Source organism: Betaproteobacteria bacterium, from assembly GCA_009693245.1.
Taxonomy (GTDB): domain Bacteria; phylum Pseudomonadota; class Gammaproteobacteria; order Burkholderiales; family SHXO01; genus SHXO01.
In genome coordinates this window covers 20,568-35,667 of sequence record SHXO01000006.1, presented here as the reverse complement: position 1 = coordinate 35,667, position 15,100 = coordinate 20,568, and the positions used below count along the sequence as shown (strand labels likewise).

Here is a 15,100-nt window from a genome sequence, read left to right as displayed (position 1 = left end):
TATGCTATCGCCATGTATTCTTCGGACCGTATTCTAGCGAAAGACCTCTACCCATGCCCGCTGCCCAAGAGTTGCGTACCTTTTCCAATCCGTCGCCGGATAAGGACTACCACATTCACATGGAAATCCCCGAATTTACTTGCCTGTGTCCCATGACCTGGCAACCGGATTTCGCCACCTTGATTCTGGATTACATACCGGACCAAACTTGCGTTGAGCTGAAAAGCCTGAAGCTCTACATCTGGTCCTTCCGCAACGAGGGGGCGTTCCATGAAGCCGTGACCAACCGCATCTTGGAGGATTTGGCGAGCGCGACGAAGCCAAGATTCATACGGCTCACAGCGAAATTTTGGGTGAGAGGCGGCATTTTCACGACCGTGGTGGCCGAGCAGCGTAAGGCCGGCTGGAACCCTCAGCCTCGCGTGCAACTGGGCGAACTTGCGTCCGGCTCCAGCACTGGGGGCATGGGGACGGCCTGAGCGCCAAGCCGTCCCGACAGCAAACTGGCGGCGACGATCAAAGCCCCGCCCGCCCATTCCTGGAGCGTCATGGCTTCGCCGGCAAGGAAGTAGGAACCCAATGCGGCCACCACCAGCTCGAACAGTAAGATGACGATGGCCTGGGTGGCGGGAGTCTTACTGATTCCATATTGCACTGCCCAGTTAGTCGCCAGTATGACCAATGCGAGTACGACAACCAAGCCAAAGGATGCGATTCCCAGGGCGGGCGCTGGCCGCATGGGAGACGTCCACAAGCTCCAAAGCACCGCCAGCGCCGTCACCCCGGCGAACACCGCGAGGGATTTGAGGCCAATGCCTACCCAGTGAGCCTTGCGGATGAGAACATTGCTCAGCGCGAACGCCATGCCGGCGCTCAACCCTAGCCACTCCGCGCGATTGGTGGGAATGGGCAACCCTTGCGTGGGATTCCACAACATGGTCACGGCACCGGTGGCCGATATCAGTATAACCAGAAGGCCAATGCCCCCAGGCTTCTCGTACAACAGCCAGCGCGCGAACAACACCGTCCAGAGCGGGGCGAGATAGAACAGCAACATCACCCGCATGACTTCGCCCTCGATGATGGCGATGACGTAAGCCAAGTTGGTCCAGCCCGCGACTAGCCCAATCCACAGCAGGACCATCCCGTACCCTTGCGCGCGCGGCAACTCGCGCCAAGACAAGAGCAACGCCACGGCCAGAGCAACCCCATAAACGTAGGCGGTACTCACGCTTCCGAACAAACCCTGGTCTTCAAGGACCCGGAAGGGATACCAAATGAGCCCCCACACCACCGCGCCGGTCAATAATCCGGCGATCGCATGCGTCTTCGTCTTGTCCGCCTTCACAGTGCGCCTTTGCTCTCGTCTTATAATCCGCCGCCTCAATTCGCCTCGGATGATCGCGTGGCCGCGACCCCATGAATCCAAACCTCGCGCTTCTCCAACCCTACCCGTTCCAAAAGCTCAAGACCTTGTTCCAAGGTCTGACCCCTAACGCGAATTACCCGCAGGTGAGCCTATCCATTGGCGAGCCCAAGCACGCCACCCCGGCCCTGATCCAGCAGGCGATCGCCAGCAATCTATCTGGGTTGGCGCGCTACCCGGCCACGGCGGGTAGCGCGGAATTACGCCAAAGCATCGCGGGCTGGCTACGGCGGCGGTACCAATTGAACGCCCTTGACGCGGACACGCAAGTGGTGCCCGTCAATGGTAGCCGGGAGGCACTGTTCGCCTTTGCCCAAACGGTGGTGGATCACACCCAGCCCCAAGCGAGTGTGGCGATCCCGAATCCTTTCTACCAGATCTACGAAGGCGCGGCGCTGCTGGCGGGCGCGCAACCTAGATTCCTCAATCTGGGTCCGGAGAACGGATTTCACCCAGATCTCGCGCAACTTCCAGATGAAGTATGGCGGCGCACCCAGCTCATCTACGTTTGCTCGCCGGGGAACCCCACCGGCGCCGTGATGAATCTAGAGGATTGGCGCGCGCTGTTCGAACTCTCGGCGAAACACGGGTTCGTCATCGCCTCCGACGAATGCTACTCGGAAATTTATTTCGACGAGGCCCATCCGCCCTTGGGGAGCCTTCAGGCGGCGCAGCAATTGGGGCTCAAGAACTATGAGCGCTTGGTGGCCTTCGGCAGCTTGTCCAAGCGCTCCAATGTGCCTGGTATGCGCTCGGGTTTCGTGGCGGGCAATGCCGAGGTGCTAGAGCGCTTTCTGCTCTATCGTACCTATCACGGATGCGCCATGAACCCCGCCATCCAGGTAGCCAGCGAGGTGGCCTGGAATGACGAAGCTCACGTGGTCGAGAACCGGCGCCAGTACACGGCTAAATTCAACGCGGCCATCGAGGAATTGCGCGAGGTCACCGAGACCAACATGCCCGATGCCGCTTTCTATTTATGGATGCGCACGCCCATGGACGACCAGACTTTTGCCCAGCAACTCTACGCGCGCTACAACGTCATCGTGCTACCTGGCAGCTACCTGGCGCGCGAGGCCCGTGGCGTGAATCCCGGGAAGAATTTCGTGCGCATCGCATTGGTGGCGGAGTACGGGGAATGCATGGACGCCGTGCGGCGGCTCAAACTTTTTTTTCGGGAGATCCACGGATGAACGATTTACAACGAACCATAGACGATGCCTTCGAGAACCGGCAGAACATTTCGCCGGGCAACGCCGATCCCAAGATCCGGGAGGCAGTCAACAGCGCGCTGGCGCAGCTCGATGCCGGTACGCTCCGCGTCGCCGACAAGACCACCGGGAGTTGGGTCACCCACCAATGGGTCAAGAAAGCCGTGTTGCTCTCCTTCCGTTTGCAGGATAACGGCGTCATTCGCGACGGCTATACCAACTATTTCGACAAGGTTCCCGCGAAGTTCGCCAGCTACGGGGAAAAGGATTTCAGGGCGGGCGGTTTCCGCGTGGTGCCCTCCGCCGTCGTGCGCGCCGGGTCATTCATCGCCAAGAACGTGGTGCTCATGCCCTCCTTCGTCAACATTGGCGCCTACGTGGACGAGGGCACCATGGTGGATACCTGGGCCACCGTGGGTTCATGCGCGCAGATCGGCAAAAATGTGCACCTTTCCGGCGGCGTGGGCATTGGCGGCGTGCTCGAACCCGTGCAGGCCAATCCCACCATCATAGAGGACAACTGCTTCATCGGCGCGCGCTCCGAGATCGTCGAGGGCGTCATCGTCGAGGAAGGCTCGGTCATCTCCATGGGCGTTTATATCGGCGCCAGCACCAGGATCTACAACCGGGAAACCGGCGAAGTACTCCATGGGCGCATCCCCTCGGGCTCCGTCGTGGTGTCCGGCAACCTGCCTTCCGCCGACGGCAAGTACAGCTTATATTGCGCTGTCATAGTGAAGCGCGTGGACGCGAAAACCCGCGCCAAGACCAGCATCAACGAACTTCTGCGGGGCGTCTGAAGCTCGTGCAGGGATCTTGCTTAGGGGGCATTCGTACTGCGCGCCCCCTAACGAGACTCCATGTCAAAACTCCTCACGCCCGTTCTCAAGTTGATGGCCGAGAAGCAGGCCTCGGACCTCTTCATCTCGTCCGGAACCCCCATCTGCATCAAGATTCTTGGCGTCATCATGCCGGTCAACTCCGATGTGCTGGATGCGGAAAAGACACAGCGCATCGCCAAGGAACTCATGTCCGAGAAAGAGCAGCGCGAGTTCGAGGAAAAGTGGGAAATGAACCTCTCGCTGCAAGTACCGGACATCGGGCGCTTCCGGGTCAACATCTTCCGCCAGCGCGGAGACGTCGCGCTGGTCATCCGCTATTTGCGCTCGCAGACGGCAGGTCTCGACGCCTTGAAACTTCCCGCGATATTGAAGGAGCTCATCGTGGAGAAGCGCGGCCTGGTCCTACTCGTGGGGGCCACTGGCTCTGGCAAGTCAACGACCCTGGCCGCCATGATCTAGCACCGCAACGCCACCAAGGGCGGCCACATCCTCACCATTGAAGACCCCGTCGAATTCGTCTTCAAGCATGGCAAGTGCGTCATCAATCAACGCGAAGTGGGCATGGACACCAAGTCCTACAACAGTGCCTTGGTCAGCGCCATGCGCGAGGCACCCGACATTCTAATGATTGGCGAAGTGCGGGATAAGGAAACCCTTCAACAGGCGCCGCTCTACGCCCAGACCGGACACCTTTGCTTGACGACCTTGCACGCCAACAACAGCTATCACGCCTTGAACCGGGTCGTGAATTTCTTCCCCCACGATGCGCGCTCGGCCCTTCTTTCCGACTTGTCCGTGAGCCTGAAGGCCGTCATTTCACAGCGGCTCGTGAAAACCTTCGATGGATCCCTAGCGGCTGCGGTGGAGGTCATGATCAACAGCGTTCACATCGCGGAATTGATCGTCAAGGGCGAGTTCGATGAAATCAAGGAAGCCATGCAAAAGAGCCTGTCGCCGGGCTCGGTAACCTTCGAACAGTCCCTTTTCAAGCTCTACAACCAGGGCAAGATCACGAAGGAAGAGGCCTTGCGCAACTCCGATTCCGCGACCAAACCTGTCCTGTATCATGAACAACTCCGAGCAAGGCGGGATGGGCAAACTGGGCGATGCGGCCAAGATGGTCGCGGCGAAAGATGCCACGTCCTTCGACCACTTCAAGTTGAATACCTAATTCATCGCGCGCCGCTCACCCACATTCGAAATCGCTGAAGCTCCGCTCCAAGTCTCTGCGCTCTTGGTTCAATTTGTCCATGGCTTCGGCACCCCCTCCCTGGCGCTGCCGGTTGCGGTTCGACTGCAAGTTTCTACTCAGGCGGTCGCACATTTCTTTCTTTTCTCGGGACTGCTGCGCACTTTGCCAGGCGTTTTGAGATGACGCGCTTTGTTGCGCTGGCCGCGCCTCGCTCGTATTCGCGGGTGCCGCTTGTGCCGCAGGCACCACGCCGGCCTTCAACATCGCCTCGTGCAAGGCGATAAGCTTTGCCTTCTCCTCCAGTTCCGTCTTGCACTCGGCCTCGATTCGCGCGCGCACCTCTGGCGCACTCCCTCGCACACGGTACACATCGGCGATCAATTTTCTTCGGTTCGAGTTCGATTCGCCCGATATGGCGTCCGTTCCGTCACCCCACCTTCGCGGGCCCACACAATTCTTTGCGAGTTCTCGCCCCGCCTCGCGCACTCCGGGTTGGTTCTCTCGGCGCCGCCGGGCGTGGCAGCCTGCCTCTTAACCTCACCCACGCCTTTTAGCTGCTTACCCGTTTGATCGCCCTCGCAGGGATGATCCTGATAGGCATTTCCACACCGGTACAGTTGTCCCGCGACGGCTGGCACCGCCAAGGCACAGCCGATCACCGCGCTCAAGAGACTCCCTCTGAAGCCCATTGCCTTCATTGCCCGCTCCTTTCCCATGGCCATTCCGGTCCATACCCGTTAGATCTCGGCTGGCATTCAATGATTGGAGCGAAAAGGGTACCCGCCCCGCGTCTGCAATGAACGCCACCTTTTGCGTTAGATTGAGGCTTCGAAGACCACCGAGGGCACGGCGCGCTTGGGGGTGAACCGCACCAGGCATGACGACCCGCGCATCTGCTAGCCTCACATTATGAGAATAGAAATCCTCTGTACCGGCGACGAGGTGCTGACCGGTGCCACCGTGAACACCAATTTCAGTTACATGAGCCAGAAGCTGGGCGACGCGGGCCTTTCGGTCTTGTGGGGAACCACGGTCGGGGATGATCGCGCGACGCTGCTGGAAGCCTTTCGCTTGGCCGGGGCCCGTGCGGACGCCGTGATCGTGAACGGCGGCCTGGGCCCAACCGTGGACGATTTGTCCCAGGAAATCGCCGCCCGCGCCGCGGGCGTGGAACTGGTGTTCCACGAGGAGTGGTACACGCGCATGGAAGATTTTTTCCGGCGCCGCAGCCGCGTCATGCCACCTAGCAACCGCAAACAAGCGATGCTACCAGCGCGGGCGGAGTTCCTCGATAACCCCATCGGCACGGCATGCGGTTTCGCGGTGGATATTGGCAAAGCGAGATTTTTCTTTACACCTGGCGTGCCACGCGAACTGCACCGCATGCTCGACGAACAAATCATCCCGCGTTTACTGGCTAGGAGTGGCAGACAGACAGCCATTTACCTCAAACGTTTTCACTCCTACGGTATCGGTGAATCCCACGCGGATACCTTGCTGGCAGGTGTGGAAGCGCTGGTTCCGGACGGGGGTCTCAAGCTCGGCTTTCGCGCCCACTATCCGCAGCTTGAAACCAAGCTCACAGTGCGCGGGACGGACATCGAAGACATCCGCCGCAAGCTGGCGCCGGCCGTACAGGCTGTACGCCAGCGCTTGGGCAATTTCATTCTGGGCGAAGACGAGCAAAAACTGGAAACCGTCTTACTGGAAGAATTGACCCGGCACCAGGCGACGCTCGCTACGGTGGAAACTTTTACCGGCGGCACCATGGCCGCTCGCATCTCGCATATGGCGGGGGCGGAAAAATTATTTCGCCGTGGGATCGTAACGAGAGATCTTGCCCAGTTGTGCGCCATGGCGGGTTTGGATGCGAAGCATGCCGGCTTCACACTGGAATTCGCACAAGCCACGGCACGCGCGACCCGGCAGCATTCCGGCGCCACCCATGCCCTGGCAGTATTGATCCATTTGGATGAAGGCGCCGACCGCATCGAATTCGGTGGCAATATTTTTATCGCCATCGCCACGGAGCAGGAAACGGTCTCGAGGCATAGCCGCATGCTCGGCGGGCGTGAATGGGTGCGCTTGGGTGCGGTGGAGATGGCGCTCGATTGCTTGCGGCGCTATCTTCAAGGCTTGCCCGTGGATGAGCGTATCGATTTCGAGAAAACTTGAACGGCGCGAGAGGAGTCAGCCCTTGGATCTACCCGCTTACGAAACCCTTGAAACCACCTCGCCTGAACCGCACCTGCTAGTGGTGGCCCTGAGCCGGCCAGATGTGTTGAACGCGCTCAATACCCAGATGGGCCGCGACTTGACGGACTTGTGGACGAGGCTCACGGAAGATGCGCGGGGGATGCGCTGTGTGGTGCTCACGGGATCGGGCGATCGCGCTTTTTGCTCCGGCGCGGACTTGAAGGAACGCAAGGGCATGAGCAGCCAGAACTGGCGTTTGCAGCACGAGGTGTTAGAGCGCGCGTACTGGGCATTGGTGGATCTGCCCTTGCCCGTGATCGCCGCGGTGAACGGCCATGCCTACGCGGGCGGATTGGAGACCGCCCTGTGCTGCGATTTCATTTACGCCGTGAAAGGCGCGCGCATGGCCCTCACCGAAGTGACTTTGGGCATCATGCCGGGCGCTGGAGGAACGCAGAATCTGCCGCGCGCGCTGGGCGAGCGGCGCGCGAAGGAAATCCTCCTAACCGGCAAACCCTTCACCACCGAGCAAGCATATGAATGGGGACTGGTGAACCAGATCTGCGAACCGGGGCAAGCGCTCAACTTGGCGCTCGATACCGCTCGAACCATCGCCCATAACGCGCCGCTTTCCGTGCGCCAGATCAAGAAATCCGTGCGCTATGGCATGCAGATGGAACTGCGCACGGCCTACCGCTTCGAGGTCGAAGCCTACAATCATTTGGTGGACACGGAAGACCGGGTGGAAGGCATAACCGCCTTCAACGAGAAGCGCAAGGCAGTGTTCAAGGGACGGTAGACGAGCGAAAACAAAGTAGCGCCATGCCGGCCAACTACCGGCACGCCGCCTGCCTCACGCCGAAAAATCTCGAATCAACGTCCCAGGCGTACCGCAATCCGCCAGCGGGCCGCTCTCATTTACCACCCGCTGGCCATTGATCCAGACGCCTTTCAATCCTGCCGGCGGAATATCGACGCGGCTGGCACCCGCGGGCAGGTCCTGGACGCGGCGCTTCTCGCCCCGGCCGACGGTTTTTGGGTCGAACATGATGACGTCCGCGTGGGCACCGGGAGCCAGACGGCCACGGCCGGGGATGCGATAGGCATCCGCGAGGCGGCTCGTCACCATCTGCACGGCCCTCTCCAGGGTCAGATCACCGCGCTCGCGGACCCAATGACCTAACAGATGCAAGCCAAAGCCGGCGTCGCATAGGAAGGCCAGATGCGCACCGGCGTCGCCGAGGCCAAGGGCGGAGTACGGGTTGACCAACAATTCGCGCACTCGCTCTTCGTCAAAGTTGAACAGCTTGCAATCGAACATGGTCTGCTTGCCACCCTCCAGGGCGTGATCGAATACCCAATCGAAGGGATCCTTGCCGGCTTCGCGCGCCATATCCGCCACGATGCGTCCGACTAGCGGCTTGAACTTCGGATTGAGGACTTCTTGCACCCGCATCTGCTCGAAGGAGTGATAGGAAAGCCGCACGGGCACGCCCTTGGTGAGGGCTTCGGCCTTCACGGTTTCGCGAAAGGACCGGTCGGAGAACAATTCCCAATAACGCTCGGTGCCGATGGATTCCATGGCTGGGCGCCAAGACATCATGGCGTGGAACGGATACGGCAAGGTCATGGTGAATTCCATTCCCAGCGGATAGCAGCCCACCTGGCCCCACAGTTCGCGGCCGCGGCCACGAGCCGCGGCGATTTCACCGAATTCGCGCGTGACGCGCTCGGGGTCGTTGGGATCGGAGAGCATGGCGGCGATCATAACCGGGCGGCCATTGCGTTCTGCCAGGCTTTCCAGCCACGGCACCGTCGTGGTCATACCCTTGGTGAGCATGAATACACCCTTGCGCGCTTCGCCCAGCACGCCGGTGAGTTCCTCGATCTCGTCAGCGCCAGCGAAACGCGACGCCATCGGGATGCCACCCTCGCCGTTATGCTGCTCCAATGTGGACGTGGAAAATCCGATGGCGCCAGCCTCCACGGCTTCGCGGACGATTTTTTTCATCTGGCTGATTTCATCTTTCGTGGCCTTGCGCTTCATGGCGTCCTCGCCCATGACGTTCACGCGCACCGAGGAGTGCCCGCAGAAGGAGGCCACGTTGGGCACCATGCCCTTGCGTTGTAGCAAATCGAGATATTCGGGGTAGCTCTCGAAACCCCAATCGACGCCAGCGCGCAAGGCCTCGATGGGCATGCCTTCCACGTGCTCGAGATTGCGCATGGTCATGTCGCGGTGCTCCGGCTTGCACGGCGCGATGGTGAACCCGCAATTGCCGATGACGACCGTGGTGACGCCGTTGCTGGGCGAGGGAGTAGCAAAACTATCCCAAGTGAGTTGCGCATCGAAGTGCGTGTGCAGATCGACGATGCCGGGCGCCACCACAAGCCCGCCCGCGTCGACGCGCTTGCGGGCTGGCCCGAGATCCTTGCCCACGGCGGAAATGCGCCCGCCTTGGATCGCCACCCCCCCTTCGCGCGCGGGATTGCCTAGGCCATCGATGACTTTCGCGTTTTCAATCACTAGATCGTGCATTGTCTGCTCCTTAAATGCGCCATGGGTACGAACCATTATAGTGCTGGCGCAAGGCGCGCCAATCCTACGAGGATTCAAGCGATGAAATGAAGGCGCGCATCGGTGCGCCGCGGGCGGTTCAAAGCGCACGGACCGCGTAGTGGGCTGCTTCACCAGCCCGGAACATCGCAACCGATGGTGGGAGAACGCTCTCACCGGAGGGCTCTCCAGCCTGTCCATGTGGGGCGCATACCAACCCGGGGCAGCGTTCGGGTCCTAAAGCCCGGCAGCCACCGGGCCGATATAGGCCAGAGGACGAAATTGCAGGCCGGCCGGCCTGCCGAAGTCTCATCCTGGCTCATCCGGCAACGCTTGGCACTAACCGATACCGCCATGATCCTCGACCGGCCATCAATGCCCTAGCCTCATCCACATGCCATCTAAGATCAAACCCAAAATCGCATGCTGAACTGGTTAGCGAAGCCCTCCTCTGAGTCTAGTGAATTGCTGGATTCGTTGGGTTCTGACAAGGGCCTGAAGCAATTCTGGGCGGACCTCCATGTCTCCGATACAGTACGGACGCTCGATGCTATCGGCGAACCCCTTGAGAAGGCCGCGAGCCTGAACATTCGCCCGGACAGGCTGCGCCATGTGCTAAAGCACCTCGACGAACGCGCCCAGGAGTACATCGAAGCGACTTGGGCTCGTATTTTCGATTCCAAGGACGCGCGCGCGATGTCGGATTCCGCTTGGCTCGTATTGGCTCGCTATTACCGTAACGTCCATACTGGTTACCGCACCTGCCTGGATGCCATGCCGGCAGGCGGCCTATCAAGTGGCGAGCGCGAGGATGCTATCTTGCTCGCCTGCCGCGCCATGGCGGCGATGGGTAGGCACAAAGCGCTCTTGAGACTGCGCCACCGCGATCCGGGCCCCGATTATTGGGAGCAACACAACCGCCTGGCCGCATGGAATGCCCGGTTTGGCGAATCCCAGAAGCCACTCGAACTTTACAAGGGCAGCGGATTGCAAACCAGCACTAGCCGCGAGTATCTAACCGCGCTTGCGCTCGATGTTGCCCCGGTTGCAAACATGCTGCCGAACCAGATTGCGGCGCTCGATCTCATCCTGCGGCAATTCTCGGAGCACTATCGTTTCTCCGAGAGATTCCGGGCCGAGACGCCATTCGTAGTGGACACGACCGGCGCTCAAGCAGCTCGAGGGCCTCGCACAGCGTCCAGGGCAGCGGTTTTTCGGCATTGGGGCGGCGTATGCGGAACTGGCCAAGTTGCTCAACGAGGCCAGAACGTCCGCGCAGGTTCCCGGATGGCTCGCGTCGTCCCGTGTGGACACGGACAATTATCTGGCACTACTCGAATTATTGGCCACGCATTGGTCGGTGACCCCCCCCTCAGAGGCGCCTGCGCCGCAAATCCCACACGGGGGAATTGATGGTCACTCACGGCGTGGGCCCGGTGCGAAGGATGCTCGTGGCGAGTGAGTTTGCGAAAGCCGGTAGGCAATTGAACTACCAGGACCCTAAACTCGCTAGCCGGAAGAACCTAGAAACGTTCGACTTAGACTCTGAGGAAGCGCGCAATCTCGCACCGGCGGAAGCAAGCCGGTTGCTTAGCCAGATGGAGGTCTTGCAATGGCTTGAAGAAGATATGCGGCTAACCGAACGATGGGCCATCGCCGATATTAGCCAGAACGGCATATGGGTGGTTGCGCACGCCCATGGTGGTTGGGCACGGCCTGGAATGCTGGTGGGATACCGGCGCCCGGAGAGCCTGAACTGGCACATCAGTGTCGTTTCCAGGCTCGTGCGCTCCCCCAAGGGAAAACTCTCCTTAGGCATACAGTCGCTCACCGGCAAGGTCCAATCCGCGCGGGTCAAATTCGGCGAACGCAAACCCACGGATACCTGGATTGCTCCCGATGATGGCTCCAAGGAAACGCATGATGCAATTCTGTTACATACCGCGCAGATGCCTGTTCTCTTGCTTCCGCCGGACGTTTTTTCCGTCGCTGGCGAGTACATGCTGTCCTACGAGCGGCGCTGGCACAAGGTATGGCTCAAGCGTATTCTGAAACGCGGGTACGACTACGAAGAAATCGAAGTTGGCGTGCCCACCGGTAGCTGACGCCAAAACCGGGGTATTACTTCGGAGGTTTTCCCCCAGGCCACACCGGGTTTTGCGCAAGACCTGGCCACGCGATCGGAGCGCGGCACTTTTTTTCGGCTTCCAATGGCGCAAGTGAGGTATCCCAATGGGAGGCCACGTAGCGATTACCGTTGATGGCGTTCGCTGCGTCGGAACACAGCCACACTATGGGCGGGGCCATGACCGGTGGTTGCACCAAGGCTTTACGGTCGAATCCGGATTCCTCCGTCACCATCGGCGTATCGGCGGGCCCGCCTGGCACCACGACATTCACCGTGACACCGGTGCCTTCGAATTCTTGCGCATGAGCGGCCGCCATGGCCTCCAAGCCGGCCTTGCACGGCCCGTATGGCTGGAAGCCGCCGCGCAGCATGGTGAAGAAGCTAGTCGTGATGTCGATGATGCGGCCCCAGCGTTGTTCCAGCATCTTCGGCGCGCACGCGCGAGTCATGTTCCATGCACCCGTGAAATTCACCGCCACGAATTGCTGCCACATCCGCGGCGTGATCTCATGAATATGAACCGGATCACGCATATGATCCCGGCGAATGATTCCCATGCCCAGGGCGGCATTGTTGATGAGAATATGCACGCTCCCCAACTTGGATAGCACGGCTGACACCGAGTTTTCGCACGCGGAGTAATCGGAGATGTCCGCCACCGTGCAATGCAACCTCGCACGGTGAGCAGCGGGCAGGCCATCGCGCAATTGCTCAAGGCCGGTCTCGGTTAAATCGAGGGCGCATACCTGCGCGCCTTCTTTCAGGAATGCCGCGGTGAGCACCCGGCCAAATCCGCCCGCCGCGCCAGTGATGATGGCTACCTTATCCTGCAAGATTCCTTCATTCATTGGGCTTCCTCCCGCTTCGTGTCTTGGAAACTTGCGCGCGGCGAGCCGGCGCGTACGCCTCCTGGCCGAGGGCCTCATAAAGAGCCTGCGTCACATCGTGGTGATGCGCGAGCCCAGTGCGTTCCAGCAACGAGATGGGGCCTTCGGGATAGCCCAATCCAAGTTTCAACGTCATGTCGAGACCGTCCGCCGATGCCAGTTTCTCATCGAGCCTGCGCAACACGGCGTTGTAGTACGGGCGCACGAGACGGTCCACGATGCAGCCAGGAAAATCGTTGCATACCGCCACCACCAGCCCGCTCCCCTCCAGCGCCATCTTGGCGGCCTCCAGCGCGCGCTGGAAGGTTCGTGGTTGCTTCACCAACTCCACCAATTTCGTAGGCTCGGCATCCCCCAACCGAAAGCGCGCGAAACCCACGACGTTGAAGCCCTCCTCTCCCCTGCTCTCGCCAGTGTGCACACCCAGGCACTCGGTGCCGAGCTCGATGGCTATGAACTCGAACGCCGTGGTGTCAGGCAATTCGGCGAAGGCTTTTCCCGCACCGGCGCCCGTCAGGAAAATCCCCGCCCCCGCACCGGCGGCACCTTCCGTGAAGGCATGGGGCACTGGAAAAGACCGGCTCTCGCCTCGCCGCAAAATCTGGTAGCTCATGCCCTCATGCTCCAAACATCTTGGTGTCGCCGTAGCGGTGAAATCCGCGCCCGCTTTCCCTGCCAAGATGGCCGGCGGCGATCATGCGCTTCACCAGCGGCGGACAGGCTGCACGCGGCTCGTGAGTCAATCCGTGCATCGCCTCGCATAGTAGTAATTCCGTATCGAGGCCGATCAGATCGAGCAGTTCCAAGGGGCCCATGGGATAACCCAGCGCCGCCTTGATAGCCTTGTCGATCTCCGCGGGCTCCGCCACACCTTGCTCCACCAGACGAATGGCGTCGTTGTTGAAGGGAATGAGGAAGTAGTTGAGGATGAAGCCGGGAGAATCCTGCGTCTTCACCGGTCTTTGGCCGAGCGCTTCGCAGAAGGCCCACGCACTCTGGAAGGAGACGTCGCTCGTGTTGAGTCCAGGGGACATCTCCACCAATTTCATGAGCTGAGCCGGCAAACAAAAGTGCATGCCAACGAAACGATCGTCCCGCCCAGACCCGCCGGCGATTTCGGTGATGGAAATGGTGGAGGTATTGGAAGCGAACAAGGTATGCCCAGGGCACACCCGGTGCAGGCGCGCGAAGAGATCGTGCTTGACTTTCAGGTCTTCGTGCACGGCCTCGATGACGATATCGCATTGCGCGAGCCCGCCGATTTCCGTGGTGCTTGTCCATTGGCCGAGGATGTCCTGCAATTTCTCTGGGGCAAGTTTGCCGCGCTCCACGGACTTCTTCAGGAAATCTTCTGTCTGGCCGCGCGCTTGCGCCAATGCTTCGGAACGCGTGTCGTAGACGACGGTCTTGAACCCCGCCCGCGCGCACACGATGGCGATTCCCGCGCCCATCGTTCCGCAGCCGGCAATGCCTACTGTTTGAATGACTGTCATGGTTTTCTCAAGAAACTCTTCCCAATCAATTGCCGGTGAATCTGATTCGTGCCTTCCCAAATTTGGGTGATTTTGGCGTCGCGCATGAGCCGCTCGGCCCGGTAGTCCTTGCAGTAACCGTAGCCGCCAAGGAGTTGGACCGCATCGGTGGCGGCGCGCATGGCGAGGTCACTCGCGCGCAACTTCAAGATGGACGCTTCGATCGCGATGCCAGCCTCGCCTTCATCCACCCAGTCCGCCAAGCGCCATAGCATCGATTCGCACAGCGCCAATTCCGCGGCGAGTTCCGCGATCATGAACTGAATGCCCTGAAACTCCAAGATCCGGCGTCCCGATTGGCGGCGCTCGTTGATGTAGTCCACGGCGTCCTCGAAGGCCGCGCGCGCAATCCCCAAGGCGTGCGCGGCAATACTCGGGCGCGACTTGTTGAGCGAAGCGAACAAAATGCGCAGCCAGTCGCCAGGGTTACCGATGAGGTTGGCGCGCGGTACGCGGCAGTTTTCGAAGGACAAGGCCGCCGTACCCGATGCGAGAGTGCCCAGCTTATCTTCCGTGCGCAACACGGAAAATCCCGGAGTCCCCTTCTCCAACACCAGAACGCAGATGGACGCCTTGGCATCCTCGATCTCGCTCCACTTGCCAAAGAGCAGGAGACGATCCGCCACGTCGCCGTTGCTGATGAAGAGCTTGGCTCCGTCGATGACGATATTGTCACCCTCCGGCCGGAAACGCGTTTTCATTCCCGTTGCATCGGAACCCGCCGTGGCTTCGGTAATTGCCAGGGCACCGATGCCCCCTTGTGCAATGCTTGGTAGGAATCTGCTCTTTTGCTCTTCGTTGCCAAAGGCCACCACTGGCCCCATCGCATGGAAATTCGTGGCCCATATCACCCCGGTGGAGGCGCAGGCTTTGGAGATCCCGCGCACGCAAGCGAGATAGCATTTGTAGGAAAGCGGCGCGCCGCCATGGGCCTCGGGGATGAACATGGCGTTCAGTCCCAAGGCGTTGATATCCGCGACGTTATCCCACGGAAAGCTGCTGTCGCGATCATGCCCTGCCCCGCGCGGCGCGATTTTCTCGCGCGCCAGCGCGCGCACATTGTCCAGCAGCAGAGTTTCTTCTTGTGAAAGGCCCAGCTTTGCGTCGAGTCGTTCCAGGACGTTCATGA

Annotated in this window: 14 protein-coding genes and 1 pseudogene; 8 read left to right on the top strand and 7 right to left on the bottom strand. The window is 60.3% G+C overall.

From position 1 onward, the window contains the following. Nucleotides 1-53: 53 nt before the first annotated feature. Complete coding sequence (gene queF, locus EXR36_01840; protein ID MSQ58412.1) at nucleotides 54-479, top strand: NADPH-dependent 7-cyano-7-deazaguanine reductase QueF; 426 nt, start codon at nucleotides 54-56, stop codon at nucleotides 477-479. On the opposite strand, the gene EXR36_01835 is transcribed toward queF, so the two are convergent. Continuing rightward, entirely contained in the window at nucleotides 413-1,348 is a 936-nt protein-coding gene (locus EXR36_01835; protein ID MSQ58411.1) for a DMT family transporter, read from the bottom strand. The two genes, queF and EXR36_01835, sit on opposite strands and share 67 nt — an antisense overlap. Nucleotides 1,349-1,419: 71 nt before the next feature. Between EXR36_01835 and EXR36_01830 the strand changes: the two genes are divergently transcribed. The 3 genes and pseudogenes from EXR36_01830 (at nucleotide 1,420) to EXR36_01820 (ending at nucleotide 4,650) form a co-directional block, all read left to right on the top strand. Further along, the gene (locus EXR36_01830; GenBank protein MSQ58410.1) at nucleotides 1,420-2,619 is read left to right on the top strand and encodes a succinyldiaminopimelate transaminase; all 1,200 of its coding nucleotides are present in this window, start codon (nucleotides 1,420-1,422) and stop codon (nucleotides 2,617-2,619) included. After that, nucleotides 2,616-3,437 carry a 2,3,4,5-tetrahydropyridine-2,6-dicarboxylate N-succinyltransferase gene (gene dapD / locus EXR36_01825; protein MSQ58409.1) on the top strand — a complete coding sequence of 274 codons (822 nt, stop codon included), beginning with the start codon at nucleotides 2,616-2,618 and terminating at the stop codon, nucleotides 3,435-3,437. Before EXR36_01830 ends, dapD begins: the two co-directional genes overlap by 4 nt. A 60-nt stretch (nucleotides 3,438-3,497) precedes the next feature. Next, nucleotides 3,498-4,650, top strand: a pseudogene (locus EXR36_01820) (PilT/PilU family type 4a pilus ATPase). 15 nt (nucleotides 4,651-4,665) lie between these two features. Here EXR36_01820 and EXR36_01815 read toward each other — a convergent pair. After that, nucleotides 4,666-5,052 carry a hypothetical protein gene (locus EXR36_01815; protein MSQ58408.1) on the bottom strand — a complete coding sequence of 129 codons (387 nt, stop codon included), beginning with the start codon at nucleotides 5,050-5,052 and terminating at the stop codon, nucleotides 4,666-4,668. A gap of 528 nt (nucleotides 5,053-5,580) precedes the next feature. Between EXR36_01815 and EXR36_01810 the strand changes: the two genes are divergently transcribed. Further along, nucleotides 5,581-6,846, top strand: a complete 1,266-nt coding sequence (locus tag EXR36_01810; GenBank protein ID MSQ58407.1) for a CinA family nicotinamide mononucleotide deamidase-related protein — start codon at nucleotides 5,581-5,583, stop codon at nucleotides 6,844-6,846. Next, nucleotides 6,818-7,666, top strand: coding sequence for an enoyl-CoA hydratase (locus tag EXR36_01805; protein MSQ58406.1), 849 nt, complete (start codon nucleotides 6,818-6,820; stop codon nucleotides 7,664-7,666). Before EXR36_01810 ends, EXR36_01805 begins: the two co-directional genes overlap by 29 nt. Before the next feature lie 54 nt (nucleotides 7,667-7,720). On the opposite strand, the gene EXR36_01800 is transcribed toward EXR36_01805, so the two are convergent. Continuing rightward, a complete protein-coding gene (locus tag EXR36_01800) occupies nucleotides 7,721-9,625 on the bottom strand; it encodes a hypothetical protein (protein MSQ58405.1) in 1,905 nt (634 codons plus the stop codon). A 222-nt stretch (nucleotides 9,626-9,847) separates the two neighbouring features. Between EXR36_01800 and EXR36_01795 the strand changes: the two genes are divergently transcribed. Next, on the top strand, nucleotides 9,848-10,837 hold the full coding sequence (locus tag EXR36_01795; GenBank protein ID MSQ58404.1) for a hypothetical protein: 990 nt from the start codon (nucleotides 9,848-9,850) through the stop codon (nucleotides 10,835-10,837). Between the two features lie 185 nt (nucleotides 10,838-11,022). Next, entirely contained in the window at nucleotides 11,023-11,529 is a 507-nt protein-coding gene (locus EXR36_01790; protein MSQ58403.1) for a hypothetical protein, read from the top strand. 16 nt (nucleotides 11,530-11,545) lie between these two features. Here EXR36_01790 and EXR36_01785 read toward each other — a convergent pair whose 3' ends face one another. The 4 genes from EXR36_01785 to EXR36_01770 are packed head-to-tail and all read right to left on the bottom strand — an operon-like array spanning nucleotide 11,546 to nucleotide 15,098. Continuing rightward, nucleotides 11,546-12,478 (bottom strand): SDR family oxidoreductase, encoded by a 933-nt coding sequence (locus tag EXR36_01785; GenBank protein MSQ58402.1) that lies wholly within the window; start codon nucleotides 12,476-12,478, stop codon nucleotides 11,546-11,548. Further along, on the bottom strand, nucleotides 12,393-13,052 hold the full coding sequence (locus tag EXR36_01780; protein ID MSQ58401.1) for a 3-hydroxyacyl-CoA dehydrogenase: 660 nt from the start codon (nucleotides 13,050-13,052) through the stop codon (nucleotides 12,393-12,395). Before EXR36_01780 ends, EXR36_01785 begins: the two co-directional genes overlap by 86 nt. A 4-nt stretch (nucleotides 13,053-13,056) precedes the next feature. After that, on the bottom strand, nucleotides 13,057-13,932 hold the full coding sequence (locus EXR36_01775; GenBank protein MSQ58400.1) for a 3-hydroxyacyl-CoA dehydrogenase family protein: 876 nt from the start codon (nucleotides 13,930-13,932) through the stop codon (nucleotides 13,057-13,059). Continuing rightward, nucleotides 13,929-15,098, bottom strand: coding sequence for an acyl-CoA dehydrogenase (locus EXR36_01770; GenBank protein MSQ58399.1), 1,170 nt, complete (start codon nucleotides 15,096-15,098; stop codon nucleotides 13,929-13,931). Before EXR36_01770 ends, EXR36_01775 begins: the two co-directional genes overlap by 4 nt. Between the last annotated feature and the right edge of the window lie 2 nt (nucleotides 15,099-15,100).